Origin of the sequence: Anaeromyxobacter oryzae (assembly GCF_023169945.1) — a bacterium.
In the GTDB taxonomy this organism is placed as follows: Bacteria; Myxococcota; Myxococcia; order Myxococcales; family Anaeromyxobacteraceae; genus Anaeromyxobacter; species Anaeromyxobacter oryzae.
Map to the genome: position 1 here is coordinate 6,107,390 of NZ_AP025591.1, position 14,443 is coordinate 6,121,832.

At 74.8% G+C, this 14,443-nt stretch carries 11 protein-coding genes; 7 read left to right on the top strand and 4 right to left on the bottom strand.

Annotation, left to right across the window (positions count from 1 at the left end; all coding sequences use genetic code 11):
• Positions 1 to 53: 53 nt before the first annotated feature.
• The 3 genes from AMOR_RS26735 to AMOR_RS26745 form a co-directional block, all read right to left on the bottom strand.
• Positions 54 to 1,214 carry a glycosyltransferase gene (locus tag AMOR_RS26735; RefSeq protein WP_248355766.1) on the bottom strand — a complete coding sequence of 387 codons (1,161 nt, stop codon included), beginning with the start codon at positions 1,212 to 1,214 and terminating at the stop codon, positions 54 to 56.
• Positions 1,211 to 2,428, bottom strand: coding sequence for a lipopolysaccharide biosynthesis protein (locus AMOR_RS26740; protein WP_248355767.1), 1,218 nt, complete (start codon positions 2,426 to 2,428; stop codon positions 1,211 to 1,213). The genes AMOR_RS26735 and AMOR_RS26740 overlap by 4 nt, the downstream gene beginning before the upstream one ends.
• A gap of 131 nt (positions 2,429 to 2,559) precedes the next feature.
• On the bottom strand, positions 2,560 to 4,293 hold the full coding sequence (locus AMOR_RS26745; RefSeq protein ID WP_248355768.1) for a DUF4091 domain-containing protein: 1,734 nt from the start codon (positions 4,291 to 4,293) through the stop codon (positions 2,560 to 2,562).
• Between the two features lie 374 nt (positions 4,294 to 4,667).
• On the opposite strand from AMOR_RS26745, the gene AMOR_RS26750 reads away from it, so the two are divergent.
• The gene (locus tag AMOR_RS26750; RefSeq protein WP_248355770.1) at positions 4,668 to 5,603 is read left to right on the top strand and encodes a hypothetical protein; all 936 of its coding nucleotides are present in this window, start codon (positions 4,668 to 4,670) and stop codon (positions 5,601 to 5,603) included.
• A gap of 30 nt (positions 5,604 to 5,633) precedes the next feature.
• Here the strand turns inward: AMOR_RS26750 and AMOR_RS26755 are convergent, their stop codons facing one another.
• Positions 5,634 to 6,821: a glycosyltransferase family 4 protein gene (locus AMOR_RS26755; protein ID WP_248355779.1), complete on the bottom strand. Its 1,188-nt coding sequence runs from the start codon at positions 6,819 to 6,821 to the stop codon at positions 5,634 to 5,636.
• 405 nt (positions 6,822 to 7,226) lie between these two features.
• Here AMOR_RS26755 and AMOR_RS26760 point away from each other — a divergent pair, with 405 nt between their 5' ends.
• From AMOR_RS26760 to AMOR_RS26785, 6 genes are read left to right on the top strand one after another with little or no spacing between them, the layout of a single operon-like run.
• On the top strand, positions 7,227 to 9,011 hold the full coding sequence (locus tag AMOR_RS26760) for an ATP-binding protein (RefSeq protein WP_248355781.1): 1,785 nt from the start codon (positions 7,227 to 7,229) through the stop codon (positions 9,009 to 9,011).
• A gap of 60 nt (positions 9,012 to 9,071) precedes the next feature.
• Positions 9,072 to 9,377, top strand: coding sequence for a hypothetical protein (locus tag AMOR_RS26765; RefSeq protein WP_248355786.1), 306 nt, complete (start codon positions 9,072 to 9,074; stop codon positions 9,375 to 9,377).
• Positions 9,378 to 9,383: 6 nt separating this feature from the next.
• The gene (locus AMOR_RS26770) at positions 9,384 to 10,697 is read left to right on the top strand and encodes a CCA tRNA nucleotidyltransferase (RefSeq protein ID WP_248355793.1); all 1,314 of its coding nucleotides are present in this window, start codon (positions 9,384 to 9,386) and stop codon (positions 10,695 to 10,697) included.
• Between the two features lie 17 nt (positions 10,698 to 10,714).
• Entirely contained in the window at positions 10,715 to 11,974 is a 1,260-nt protein-coding gene (locus tag AMOR_RS26775; RefSeq protein WP_248355795.1) for an ATP-binding response regulator, read from the top strand.
• Positions 11,975 to 12,009: 35 nt separating this feature from the next.
• The gene (gene mnmA / locus AMOR_RS26780; protein WP_248355797.1) at positions 12,010 to 13,065 is read left to right on the top strand and encodes a tRNA 2-thiouridine(34) synthase MnmA; all 1,056 of its coding nucleotides are present in this window, start codon (positions 12,010 to 12,012) and stop codon (positions 13,063 to 13,065) included.
• The gene (locus AMOR_RS26785; RefSeq protein ID WP_248355812.1) at positions 13,046 to 14,437 is read left to right on the top strand and encodes a MiaB/RimO family radical SAM methylthiotransferase; all 1,392 of its coding nucleotides are present in this window, start codon (positions 13,046 to 13,048) and stop codon (positions 14,435 to 14,437) included. Before mnmA ends, AMOR_RS26785 begins: the two co-directional genes overlap by 20 nt.
• The last annotated feature ends 6 nt before the right edge of the window (positions 14,438 to 14,443 follow it).

Sequence of the window (14,443 nt, forward strand, 5' to 3'; positions counted from 1 at the left end):
GCCGCGATCGTCGCGGAGCGCGAGGTCAGGGGCGAGCCCGCCGCGCGCGGTGATCACCTCGCGATAGAGGGCCAGGCTGCGCGCGCGGTCATCAGCTCCCGGTACAGGTCCGCGTAACGAGCCGCCATGAGCGACGCGTCGAAGCGCTCCGCGGCGACCTGCCTCGCGGCGCGTCCGAGCCGTGCGCGCTGCGCGGAGTCCGCGTAGAGCTGCCGCAGCGCGCTCGCGAGCGCCGGACCGTCCGCGGGGGGGACGAGGAGCCCGGTCTCGCCGTGCCGCACCAGCTCGGGGACACCTCCGACGGCGGTCGCCACGACGGCCGCCCCGGCGGCCATCGCCTCCATCACGGAGAGCGGATGCCCCTCCCACGACGAGGGCAGCACGAAGACGTCGGACGCAGCGAGGAGGTCGGGCACGTCGGCGCGCGCGCCCAGGAAGTGCACGCGGTCCTCGACGCCCGACCGTCGCGCCCGGGCCCGGAGCTCGGCCTCCAGCGGGCCATCCCCCGCGAGGAGCAGCACCGCGTCGCGCGCGTCCAGGGCGGCGAAGGCCTCGAGCAGGCCTTCGGTGTTCTTCGGAGGAGCGAGCCGCGCGACGCACGCGAACGCGATGGCGTCCGCTGGAACCCTGTTCGCGGCACGCCACCGCTCTCGCGAGACCGTCGGAGTCGCGAACGTCCGCACCGGGATCCCGTTGGGAATGACGGCTCGCGGGCGCACGCCGTAGACCCGGGCGATCGTCGACGCCACGAACTCGCAGATCGCGACCGGCGCCACCCCGGCGCGGAAGGCGAGCGCGTGCGCCGCCCTGCCGGGCATCCAGGCGGCGTCCTGCTCCGCGACGGTGTGCACGGTGTGGACGAAGCGCCCGCGGAACGGCCCGAGCCCCCAGGGCAACGTGTAGTGAAGCACGGGGAGGTGCGTGTGGAGCACGTCCGGCTGGATGCGTCGGAGCGCGCGCGAGAGCCGGGGCCACACGCGAGGATCGAGCCCGGGCCGCTTCCCGAGGTGCTCGACCGCGATCCCGCGAGCCGTCAGCTCCCGCGCGATCGCCGTGCCGGACGGATCGTAGAGGCTGAGGACGGAGACCTCGCACGCGGTGCGGTCGAGGTGCGTCGCGAGGTGGGCCAGCATGCGCTGCGCGCCGCCCACGCCGAGGTTCGGGATGATCTGGAGGACCCGGAGCCTCCGCGCGCCAGCATCGAGCGCCGTCACGCGACCGCTCCCCGCGCGACGGCGCGCGACCGGCGCAGCGCCGCCCAGCTCGCGAGACACTGGAACGCGGACGCCGCCACCAGGCCCCAGGCCGCGCCCGCGGCCCCGTGGCGCGGGACGAGCACGGCGCAGGCTGCGACGAGCACCGCCAGCGCGACGGCGAGGATGAAGGGCTGCACCACGATGATCCGCGCCGCGGTCATCGCGTACCCGAGGAAGGCCGCGACGAACCCCGCGGCCGCTGCCACGCTGAGGATCACGAGCACGCCTGCCCCCGTGGTGAACTCGGGGCGATAGACGACGGCGAGCACCGTGCGCCCGACCGTCGCCGACACCGCCACCCCCGCCGCGCCCAGCCCCGCTCCAAGCAGCACGAGCTTGCGCACGAGCGCGTCGAACGCCTTCGTGTCCCCCGCGGCGCGCAGCGAGGCGAACCGCGGGACGGCGGCGGACCCGATCGCGGTGATGAGCGGCACCCCGGCGCCGGTGAGCTGGCTCGCCGCTGCGAAGATCCCGAGCGCGTCCCGGCCGGCGTGGAGGTCGACGAAGTACCTCGGCGCATTGGCCTGGAGCGCGACGAGGAGCAGGATCACGCCGAGCGGGAAGGCCTCCGCGGCGAGGGCGAGGAGCTTGCGCGTGGACGGCGGCCCCGTGCGCTCCGCGACCCGCCGACGCATCTCGCCGTCGCCGTACGTCCGGGCGTGCGCGTACGCGAGGGCCGCCGTCGACCCGATCGCCGCGCCGACCGCCGCTCCCGCGAGGCCACCCCCGAGCAGCATCGCCGCGGTCATGAGCACGGCCGAGCTCACCGCCCGCACGAGGCGGCTCACGCCGATGACGCGCATCCGCTCGTCCCGCTGCCACGCTCCGTAGTAGACGTCCGCGAGCAGGTCGGCGACTCGCATCGCGCACACCGGGGCGAGGACGCTCCAGCTGCTCGCCGCGGTGCCCGTGATGCTGACGAGGAGCACGATCCCGACCACCCCGCCCGCGCTCGTCCACGCGCTGAGCGTCCGGTAGTCCGCGAATGCGTAGCGGCCCTGCACGTCCGTCGCGAGGAGCGCCGGCAGCTGCAGCGCCGCGAACGTCATGAACGGCGCGGTGAGCGCGAGCGCGTACGCGTACGTCCCGACGGCGGTCGTCCCACCCCAGCGGGCGAGGATGACGAAGTAGATCCACTGAACGGCGGAGTACGCGATCGTCCCGACGAGCATCCAGCCCACGTTCGCCGACGCGCGCTCGGGCTCCGTGCGACTGCCGGCACGCGACGTTGCTGCGACGGAGGGAGCCATGGCGTCCACGCGAGGAGCGACCGCTCCGAGCATCGCGGCTGCACGGCCTTTCTTCATTGACCGCGCACACGCCGGGCGGTCCCGGATGTGTCCTTCCGGGTCGCTCGTTCCGGTGGTGCGTCCACCGCGCGCACCGACGTCGGCTCGATCCGGGCGCCATCCGGGCGCGTCCCGAGGCGATCCAGCTCCTGCCCGAGGCGCATGCGCGCCTGCTCGAGCGCGCCGGGATCCTTCGTCCAGCTCCGCCAGTCGGCCCCGACGCTCCGCGCGACCTCCAGCGCGAATGCGCCCCGGCCCCGCCGCTTCAGCAGCTCGACGTACTCGAAGTCCTCGACGCCCTCGCGGATCCACTTGAGGCGCATCGACGGAACCGGGCCGTCGGCGCCGGCGGGCTCTCCCGGGTAGACCAGCAGGCCCTCTCCCGCCCAGCTCGCGGAGCCCTCGCGGTAGTAGACGTCCGCCCACGGGTCGCCGCTCCAGTGATCGACGGCCCAGTACAGCACGCCGGCGAGGCCGAGCGACTGGGCGATGAAGCCCGTGCCGATCCGGTAGTTGATCGGTGCGTAGTCGAGCAGCCACTTCGGCGAGTACGCGTCCTGAGCGAGGGCGGTGTACCACCAGAGCTCGTCTCCGTGGCGCCGTGCCTCCACCTGGGCAGGGTCCGCCGCGTCGAGCTGGTTCGGCAGCATCACCCAGACGTCCACGCTGGAGCGCCCGGTCCCGTCGTCGAGGAGCTCCGGTCGCGGCGGGATGGTGACGAGGGCCTTCGCGCGCGCGGCGTGGGCGCTTCTCGCCCACGCAGCGATCTTGGGCGTGATGCGAGCGGGGTCGTCGCACTTCGCGAGCGGCTCGTCGGCGACGTAGACGTAGAGATCGAGGCCGGAGGGGTAGGCGGCCACCGCCTTCCGGAGCGCGTCGCCGCTCGGCGGAGGCTTCATGGCGCAGCCGTCCTGATCGGACCAGTACTCCAGGCCCGCGACGTTCAGCCCCCGCGCCCGCAGCGTCCGTGCCGCCGCGGCGCTCACGTGCGTCGGCATCACCTTGTGCTCCAGGAGGAGCCGCTGATACGCCTCGTCTCGGAGCCGGGGACCGGTCAGCCCGAAGCTGGAGCGGAGCGACGGGACGGCAGGCAGGTCGAAGTCCCAGATGGTGAGCGAGACGGGGACGGACACGCGTCCCTGGTCCGTGGTCACGGTGACCGTGCCGGTGTGCAGGCCGGGAGCGACTCCTCTCGGCACGCGGACGTCGATCCAGAACGGCTGGTTCTCGCCGGCCGGTACGCCGAGCCGCGGTGTCCCCGCCGCGGCCATGGGGACGAGGGCGTCCGGATAGGCGCCGGGCGGCTCCGGATGATTTCCTCGCGTCGGAGCGTGGCTCGACCTCGGCACGTCCACGTACTGCTCGCGGAACACCGAGAAGGTCGCCGCCGGGAGGCTCTGCCCGGTGGGGGCGACGAGGTCGGACGCGGACACCTCGACGCCGGTGAGGGCGCCGCCGGGGGCGTGCACGACGATCTGGAAGGCCTCGTACTCGCCGCGGGCGGCGAACAGCGTCGCGCCGCGGAGCGGCCGCGGCGGGTCTCGACGGAAGACACGCTCCATCGCGGACGCGGTCCACACTGCGGGCGCGAGGGCCTCGTGTTCCGGAGGGGGGGCCTCGGGCTGCGGGTGCACCGTCATGCCGCCGCACATGAGCGACGCCGCCAGGGCCGGGAGGACGCCGAGCAGCGGCACCCGGCGCATGCTCCCGTCGAGCCGGAGCCGCCGCGGACTGCTGGTTTCGCGCATCTCTCCGCCCCGAGCGCACGGCGCGGCGCGAGGCGACCTCGCGGGCTCCGCGGCGCCGGCCCACTGTACAAGAAGCGCCGCCGTCGAGCCTGGGTGCGGACGGGGCTCGACGACGGCCGCGCGACGGTGATCTCGTTCGCGTGTTGCCTCCTTCGCGTGGGCGTTTCGGCCGCCACCCGCTTGGCCCCCGGTCCGCCTTCGCTCCGTCTGCTACGGTCGCGCGGTCGTCCGGAAGTCGGGGGGACCGACACGTCAGCAGGTAGCTCGAGGAGCAGCGCAGGCCGCGCGCGCCGCCCGCCGAACGCCACGGAGCGTCGGACGGAGCTGCGAGCGTCCGGCGCCGCCTGGCATCGCCAATCCGGAGCGAGGCACCGATGAATCCAGACATGTACGCAGAGTGGCTGCGTCGCCAGGGCCACCGCGTCGTTCGGACCGCCAGCAGCTACTGGTACGACGCCGGACCGCGAGTGTACCAGGCCTTCCCGTATCACTGGCTCATCACGCCGCCGGAGGACGAGCTCCGGCGGTTCCTCAGGGACAACGGCGCGATCGCGCTGCGCTACTCGACGACGGCGGACGCGCCGGAGGGGTGCATCAGCTATCACCTGGTCTGCGACGACCGCGGTTACGGCCTGGACTCGATCGGCAAGCAGTCCCGGCAGAACGTCCGCCTGGGCCTGGCGAAGTGCCGGGTCGAGCGGATCCCGCTCGAACGGCTGGCGGAGGAGGGGTGGGCGCTGGAGCGGGACACGATCGGACGGCAGGGGCGAGAGGGTACGTTCGACGCGGAAGCCTGGCGACGCCGGTATCTCGCGGCGGCCGATCTGCCGGGGTTCGAGGCGTGGGGGGCGCTGGTGGACGGACGCCTCGCGGCCTCGATCCTCGCGTTCACGGTGGACGACTGCTGCGAGCTCCTCTCGCAGCAGTGCCTCACGGAGTTCGTGAAGGCACGCGTGAACAACGCGCTCGCCTTCGTCGCGACGCGGTCCATCCTCGACAGGCCCGAGATTCGCTCGATCTTCTACACGCTGCAGTCGCTCGACGCCCCCGCCAGCGTCGACGAGTTCAAGCTGCGGATGGGGTACCGTCCCAGGCTCGTGCGGCAGCGGGTGGTGTTCCATCCGTGGCTCGCCGGCGCGGCGAACCCGGTCACGCTCGCGATCCTGCACAGCCTCCGGCAGCGTCGTCCCTCCAGCACCGTGCTCTCGAAGGCCGAGGGCGTCGTGCGCTTCCACCTGCAGGGCCGGCGCCCGCTCGCCGAGCAGGACTGGCCGGAGTGCGTGAAGGAGTCGCAGGGCGCGCGCCCCTGAGGCGCGTCGGAGGCGTCGGCCCGCCGATCGTCACCGGGCGCGGGTCGCCGCCAGCGGCACGGCGCGCGCGCCGACGGCCGGCGCGCCCGGGCCGCGGCACACGGTGCAGATGGCCTCCATGAAGCGCTCACTCGTGAAGCGCGCGGCCGCTGCATGGTTGGTCTCCATCATCGCCGCGAGCTTCTCCCGGTCGTCGACGAGCGTCCGGATCGCCGCCGCGAGGCGCGCCGGGTCGCCGGGCGCGACGAGGAGCCCCCCGTCGCCGTCCACGACGAGCTCCGGGATGGCGCCGACGGGCGTCGTCACCACCGCGCACCCGGTCGCCATCGCCTCGAGCAGCACCATCGGGAGCCCCTCGCCGTACGACGGCAGGACGAGGACGTCCGCGTTCTCGAGGAGCTCTGCCTTGGCCGCGCCAGACACGTAGCCGTGCATCGCCACGCGGTCACCGAGCGCCGCCAGGGGTGACGCCAGGGCCTCGTCGATCCCCGCCTCGTTCGGCCTCCCGCAGACGTGCAGCTTCACGGGCGCGTCGCCGAGCCGGACGAGCGCGGCGAGGAGGTCCAGGATGCCCTTTCGCCGATCGAGCGACCCCATGAAGAGGAGCTCGAGCCGGTCCTTCGCCCGCGCGCGCGCGACTTTCCGCCGGAGCGCGTCCGGCCCGAAGCGGACCTCGTGGAAGTTGTGGACGACGTGGGTGCGGGCGCCCGGGAGCCCGATCCGGACGAACTCGTCGCGGGTGCGCCCGGAGAGGAAGACGACGTCATCCACGCTGCGCCTCATCGCCTCCACCACGAGCCGATCGAGGAGCGGGACGTCGAAGAGGATCTTCGTCGCCTCTGCGAAGTGGACGTGCAGGACGACCCGGCACCGCGGGCGCCGTCCGATGAGCTGGATCGCGAGCAGGTCCTTGAGCAGAGCCCACCGGACGGACGACGAGACGTAGACGACGTCGAACCGCTTCCCCCGCTGCTCGGCCCTGAGCCGCGCGGCCATCCGGAGCGCGTTCACGAGGTTGCCGGCCGTCAGCTTGCCCGCGTCCGCGGGGCTCCGCTCGCCCGGCTCGGTGTTGAAGAAGTCGAACTCGCAGCCCCTGCGCGCCGCCAGGTCGAGGTGGCTCCGGACGCCGTTCGCGACCGCGGTGATCCCGCCCGGGAAGCGCCCGGCCCTCGGGAACGGGGCCAGGAACAGGACGCGCGTGGGCGAGGGGCTAGCCACGCGAGCCTCCCGCGCGCTCGAGCGAGCCGGACCGGGTTCTCTGCATCGCCGTGAGGTGAAGGACGGTGCGCGTGCCGGACATGCGTTCACTCCGCGTCCAGGTCGACGACTGCACCATGCTACGCTGCGCGCGACGGTGAGCATCCCTTCGCTTGGGGCCGCGCCGGAGCGCGCTGCGTTCCCGTGCCTCGCGTCCGCCGCCCGTGTCCCGCTGCGCGCTCCGCTCCGTCGACGGGTGGGGCCATCCGATCGGGGAGCCTCGGTTCGAGCGTCCGAGTTCAACGCAACCCCCGGACGGCACCGGTCGGCTCCGCCGAGCCCGGACGCGCGTTCGGGAGCCCGATGGGGTACTCTCCGCGCCGGTCGTCGCGGCGATCGTGCCGCGGCGTGGAGGGGACGGGCCACGTGCACAGGCCGACGGTGCCGGCGTGGTCAGCGGGGACGATCGCGCGCGCGCTCGTCGTGGCGGTCTTCGTCGTGGACCTGCTCGTCTGCGGTCTCGTCGGCCACGCTCTCCGCCAGAGCCGGGCGCACCATCGCGATCGTGCGGTCGTCGCGACGCGGAATCTCAGCGCCGCCCTCGAGCAGTACCTCGGCGGCCTCGTCGACAAGATCGATCTGTCGCTGGTCGCGATCGTCGACGAGTACGAGCGCGAGCTCGCGAGCGGAGGCGTGGACGGCGCGGCGCTGGACGCCTACCTCGCGCGCCAGCGGCGGCGGCTCCTCGAGGTCGACGCGATCCGCACGGTGGACGCCCGCGGCGACATCGATCACGGAGACGACGTCCGCCCGGGCGCTCGCGCGAACGTGGCCGACCGGGCGTTCTTCACGCGCCTCCGGGACGAGACCGGCGCGGGCCTCCTGGTCTCGGAGCCGGTCATCGGCCGGCTGAAGGGGAAGCCGGAGATCGTCTTCGCCCGGAGGATCACGCGCCCGGACGGGAGCTTCGCGGGCGTCGCGACGGCGGTCGTCGCGGTCGACGGGATCGGGCGGACGTTCTCGACGCTCGACCTCGGCCGCCGGGGCGTGGTCGTGCTCAGGGACGAGCAGCTCGGGCTCGTGGTCCGGCAGGCGGCGGAGGGCACCCGGATCGCGATCGGCGACCGGACCGTCTCGCCGGAGCTCCAGCGGTTCGTCCGCGAGCGGCGCACCGAGGCGACCTACGCGGGCGTGGCGGTGGACGGGATCGAGCGCACGTTCACGTTCCGGAGGCTCGCGCGGTACCCGCTGTTCGTCATCGTCGGCCTCGCGTTCGACGACTACCTCGGCGAGTGGTGGCAGGAGCTGGCGGGCGCGCTCGGCTTCTTGGTGCTGTTCGTGGTGCTCACCGCGGTCGCCGCGTCGTCGGCCGTGCGCGCCTGGCGGCGCCGGGACGCCGCGGTCCGCGCGCTCGCGAGCGAGGAGGCGCAGCGGCGGGAGCTCGAGGCGCGGATGCAGGAGGCCGAGCGGATGGCCTCGCTCGGCACGCTCGCCGCCGGCGTCGCGCACGAGGTGAACAACCCCCTCACGTACGTGCTCAGCAACGTCGGCTTCGCCGTGGAGCAGCTCCGCGCCACCGAGGCCGGGTGGTCGGCGCGTCCGGAGGGCGCGTCGCTCCGCGAGGCCGCCGCCGCGCTGCAGGAGGCGCTCTCGGGCGCCGAGTCCGTCCGGCACATCGTCCGGGACCTGAAGACCTTCTCGCGGGCGGACGGCGAACGGGTCGCGCCGGTCGACCTGAACCGGGTCGTCGAGGCGTGCCTCAAGATGTCGGCGAGCGTGACGGCGGGCCGCGCGCGGGTGGTGCGGCGCCTCGGGGACGTCCCGCTCGTCCTGGCGAACGAGGCGCGCCTCGGGCAGGTCGTCCTGAACCTGGTCGTGAACGCCGCGCAGGCGATCCCCGGCGGACCCGCGGCCGCGCACGAGATCGCGGTGTCGACCGCGCGAGCGGACGGCGGCCGCGTCGTCCTCGAGGTCCGCGACACCGGGACCGGGATCGCGCCCGACGTGCTGCCGCGGATCTTCGATCCCTTCTTCACGACCAAGGGCGTGCGGGAGGGGACCGGGCTCGGGCTCTCGATCTGCCACGGCATCGTGAAGGCGTTCGGGGGCGAGATCCGGGTCGAGACCGCGGTCGGGCGGGGGAGCGCCTTTCGCGTGCTGCTCCCGGCGGTGGCCGGAGATTTCGCGGGAGCCGGCGCGGCGTCGTGCTAAAGACCGGTCGTGGACGGTCGGCGGCGACGTCCTTCACGACCGGAGAGGAGAGGGGAGACGATGATCGAGAAGCTCGCGAGCCTCGCCGCCCCCGGCCGCCTCTCCTGGCTCCTCGCCGAGGGGGCCCGCGGACATCACCCGCTCTTCGCGCCCGCCGAGATCCGCTCCGCGTTCGAGACGCCAGAGGAGGTCCTAGGGCGCGACGAGGCGGACCGCGTGGAGGACGCGCTCCTCGCGATCTGCCAGGAGCCGCTCGACGTGGCGCGCGCCACCGTGGACGCGCTCCCCCCTGGTGACCGGCGTGCGCTCATCCGGCTCTACTTCGGGCTCCTCGACCGCGTCGGCGGCGAGGGGGAGAGGCACTAGCCACCCATGGCCGCGCCCGCCGCGCTCGCCCGGGCGGCGTTCCCGGCGCCGATCCTCGACGTCCTCCGCCGCCTCGGCGAGGCGGGGCACCGCTCGTGGCTCGTCGGCGGCGCGGTCCGGGACCTCCTGCTGCACCGCGCGCGCGACGCCGCCGACTACGACGTCGCGACGCCCGCGACCCCCGAGCAGGTGATCGCGCTGTTCCGGCGCGTCGTCCCGACCGGCATCGCCCACGGCACCGTGACCGTCCTCGTCGGGGACGAGAAGATCGAGGTGACCACCTTCCGCGGCGAGGGTGTCTACCTGGACGGCCGCCGCCCGGCGTCGGTCACCTTCCACACCGATCTCGAGGCGGACCTCGCGAGGCGCGACTTCACCATGAACGCCATGGCGTTCGATCCCCTCGCACGGGACTTCCGGGATCCGTTCGGGGGTCGCGAGGACATGCGCCGCGGTCGCGTGCGGGCGGTGGGAGTCCCGGAGGAGCGCTTCGGCGAGGACGGGCTCCGCCCGATGCGCGCCGTCCGGTTCGCCGCGCAGCTCGGGTACGACCTCGACCCGGGCACGCGCGCCGCGATCCCCGCGGCGCTGGACGTCGTCCGCAAGGTCGCCGTCGAGCGGATCGCGACGGAGCTCGAGAAGCTGGTCGTCGCGCCGGATGCCGCCCGCGGCGTCGCGCTCCTCCGCTCCACTGGTCTTTTGGCGGTGGTCGTGCCGTCCCTCGCGGCGCTGTCCGCCGCCTCCGTCCGGCACGCGGAAGCCCTCCTCCGGCGCCTGCCGGCGGACGCAGTGCTCCGGTTCGCGGCGCTCTTCCACGGGCTCGGCGCCGACCCGGCCCAGCGGCTGCTCGTGGAGCTCCGCTACCCGCGCCGCCTCTCGGACGAGGTGGGCGCGCTGCTGCGGAACCACGCCTGCCGCGAGGGGGACGCGGCGGGCGCCTTCCCGGCCGGCGGCGCCGCCGAGCTGCGCCGCTGGCTCTCGCGGGTGACCCCGCCGCGGGTGGACGCGCAGCTGCAGCTCCTGTGGGCGGAGGCGCGGGCGCTCCCGGCCCGCCGCCGCGCGGCTGCCGAGCGCGAGGTGAAGAAACTGCAAGCGGCGGCGCGCGGAATGCTCGCGGAGTCGCCGCCGCTCTCGACCCAGGCGCTCGCGCTCGACGGCAGGGCCGTCGTCGCGCTCCTCGGAGTCGACCCTGGACCGCACGTCGGCGAGGCGCTCCGGCACCTGCTCGACAGGGTGCTGGAGGATCCCGCGGCGAACACGGCGGGCGCGCTCGAGGCGGAGCTGCGACGGTGGTGGGCCGAGCGGACGGCGCGCTTATAATTGACCCGAGGTCGCGAATGTCGCAGCGCGTGCTCTGCATCGAGGGGAACGAGGCGCTCCGGGCGCGCGTGAGGGCGCTCCTCGAGTCCGCCGGGTTCGCCGTCGACACGACCGCGACGGGGCTCGAGGGCATCGAGCGGGCCCTCACGCTCCCCCCGGACCTGATCGTCGCGGACGTCCACCTGCCGGACATGGAGGGCTACGAGCTCGCGGCGCGCCTCAGGAGGGAGAAGGCGCTGGAGCAGGTGCCGATCGTCGCCGTCGGCGACTCCCAGGAGGAGCACGACGTCGCCCTCGCCGCGGGCGCCGACGGGTTCATCGGCCGCGGGCTGGAGGACGGCCAGCTGCCCGACGAGGTGCGCGCGTTCCTCGCGGGGAAGCGCGAGCGGCTCACGGAGAGCGGCGAGCGCGATAGCCTGCGCGCGCTCTCCGGCAACATGGCTGCGCGCCTCGAGACGGCGCTCGCCGGCCAGCAGCGCGCGAACGCGAAGCTCGTCCAGACCGACCGGCTGAAGAGCGCGTTCATGCACAACCTCTCGCACGAGCTGTCCACGCCGCTCACGCCGCTCGCCGGCTATCTCCGGATCCTCCAGTCGGACAAGCTCGGCGCCCTCACGCCGCAGCAGAAGCGGATCGTCGACTCGATGGTCCAGTCCGTCGGCCGCCTCACGCGCATCATCGACAATCTGTCCGACTTCGCGAGCCTCCAGGTCGGCCAGGCGCCGATCTTCGAGGGGCCCGTCGAGCCGGATCGGCTCGCCGAGGACGTCGTGGCGGAGCAGCGCTCCGCGATCAAGGACGCCCGCCTGCACGTGGCCGTCGCCCCCGCGGGCGGGGGGCCGGTGATCGCCGATCCCCGCAAGCTCCGGCAGGCGCTCTCGAACCTCGTGTCCAACGCGGTGAAGTTCTCGCCGCACGGCGGCGAGGTGCTCGTCGAGGTGACCCGCGACGCGGGCAAGCTGCGGTTCGCGATCTACGACCAGGGACCGGGGATCCGCGACGGTGAGGCGGAACAGATCTTCGAGCCGCTCCACCACGCGCAGGTGCGGGCCGGCGAGGACGCGCGCCCGCCCGGGAGCGGCCTCGGATTGCCGGTCGCGCGCCGCATCGCCGAGGCGCACGGCGGCCGCGTGTGGGTCGAGAGCCCGCCGCGGACCCAGCCCGCGCACGCCGCGCGCCACTACAGCGGCGCGAAGTTCGTCCTCGAGATCCCGGTGCGCCCCGCCGATCAGCCCACCGCCGGCGAGGGCGCTCGCTCGACGGCGTCGATCGGTTGATCCACTCCGGCGGAGGCGGTACACCGGTCACGCCGATGCGGGTGCTCGTCGCCATGTCGGGCGGGGTGGACAGCTCGACCGCCGCCGCGCTCCTCGCCGCCGCGGGCCACGAGGTCGTCGGCGTCACGATGCGCGTCTGGGACTACTCCGACGCGGCGCGCGGCCGGACCTGCTGCGCGCCCGAGGACGTCGACGACGCGCGCGCCGCCGCTCGCCGGCTCGGGATCCCGTTCTACGTCGCGAACGTCGAGGCCCGCTTCCGCGAGCGCGTCGTGGACCGGTTCGTGGACGATTACGTCGCGGGCCGCACGCCGAACCCGTGCGTCGCGTGCAACACCGAGGTGAAGTTCGACTGGCTCCTCGCGCGCGCCCGCGCGCTCGGCGCGAAGCTCGCGACGGGGCACTACGCGCGCGTGGAGGCCCGCAGCGGCGGCCGCCTCGTGCTGCGAGCCGCGGCGGACCGCGCGAAGGACCAGAGCTACTTCCTCTACGGCCTCGGCCAGGACGCGCTCCGCGACGTGCTCTTCCCCGTGGGCGGCCTCGACAAGCCCGCGGTGCGCGCCGCCGCGACGGACGCCGGCCTCCCGAACGCCGCGAAGCCCGACTCGCAGGAGATCTGCTTCGTGCAGGACGGCGACGTGGGCGCGTTCGTCGCGCTCCGCGCCCCCGCGCGAGTCCGCCCCGGCGAGATCGTCGGGACCGACGGCCGGTTCCTCGGCCGGCACGACGGCGTGCACCGGTTCACGGTCGGGCAGCGCCGCGGCCTCGGGCTGCCCGGGCCGGAGCCGCGGTACGTCGTGCGGCTCGAGCCGGAGGCGGCGCGGGTGGTCGTGGGCACGTCGGCGGAGGCCTCCCGCGACGTCTTCGAGGTCCGGGAGGTGTCGTGGGTCGCCGGCGCGCCGCCGCCCGGGCCGGTCGAGGTGAGGGTGAAGGTCCGTCACCGGCACGACGGCGAGCCGGCCACGGTCACGCCCGCCGGTGGCGGCGGGGCGGCCGTGGCGCTCGAGCGGCCCGTGCGCGGCGTCGCGCCCGGGCAGGCGGCGGTGTTCTACGCGGGGGACGAGGTGCTGGGTGGCGGACGGATCGTCTGACGGCGCGTCCCCGGGCGCTGGCCCGGACGGCCCCGCGGGGGGGCGGGCGCGGCCCGCCGCGCGCGTGGCGCTCGTGGCGCTCGGGTGCCGCGTGAACCGCGCCGACCTCGACGCGCTCGCCGCCGGCCTGCCGGACGGGTTCGAGGTCGCCGCCGACGGCGCACCGGCGGACTTCGTCGTCGTGAACACCTGCACGATCACGAGCGACGCGGACTCCGTCGCCCGCCAGGCGATCCGGCGGGCCGCGCGGGAGCACCCCGGGGCGCGGATCGTCGCCGCGGGATGCTACGCGGAGCTCTGCCCCGAGGCGCTCTCTTCGCTGCCCGGCGTCGAGGCGGTGGTGGGAGTCCGCTCCCAGGCGGTGCTCGGCGAGGTGCTGGTCCGGCTCGAGGCGGGCGCGCGGGGGAAGGACGCGCTGGCCGCCGCCGTGCGCCGCGCACCGGGGTGGGGCCCCGCGCCGCTCGACCTGCCGCGCCACACGCGGCCGTTCCTCAAGGTCCAGGACGGCTGCGACGCCCGGTGCAGCTACTGCGTCGTGCCGCTCGCGCGCGGCGGATCCCGGTCGCTGGCGTTCGACGAGGCGGTCGCGCGCCTCATGGCGCTCGGGACCCGGCACCGCGAGGTCGTCCTCACCGGCGTGCACCTGGGAGCTTACGGCCGCGATCTCGCGCCGCGGCGCTCCCTCGCCGAGCTCGTCCGGGAGGCCGTCGCGCGGGGCGTCGGCGCGCGCCTGCGGCTCTCGTCGGTCGAGCCGCTCGAGTTCCCGGTGGAGCTCGTCCTCGACCCGGTGGCGGGCCGGGCCCTCTGCGAGCACTTCCACCTGCCCGTCCAGAGCGGCTCGCCCCGGGTGCTCCACGCGATGCGGCGGCCCTACCGCCCCGAGCAGTTCGACCGGACGGTGCGCGATCTCGCCGCGCTGGTGCCGGGCGCGTGCCTCGGCACCGACGTCATGGTGGGGTTCCCCGGGGAGACGGACGCCGATCACCGCGCCACCGTCGAGCTCCTCGAGGCGTTGCCGCTCGCGTACCTGCACGTCTTCCCGTTCTCGCCGCGCCTCGGGACCCCCGCCGCAGGCATGAAGGACCGGGTCCCGCGTGCCGTGCAGCGGGATCGCGCCCGCGAGCTGCTCGCGCTCTCCGACCGCAAGTGGCGGGCGTTCGTCGCGGGCCAGGCCGGGCGCGAGCTCGAGGTCGTCGTCGAGCGGGTCGAGGGCGGCCTCGCCCGCGGCACGTCCCGCCAGTACGTGACGGTCCGCTGGCCAGCCGCCGCCGAGCGGCGCGGCGACGTCGCGCGCGTGCGCATCGAGGCGAGCGACCGGACCGAGTGCTTCGGGGTCCGGGCGGGCGCCTTCACGTCCCGTCTGCCTCCCTAGGCCCCG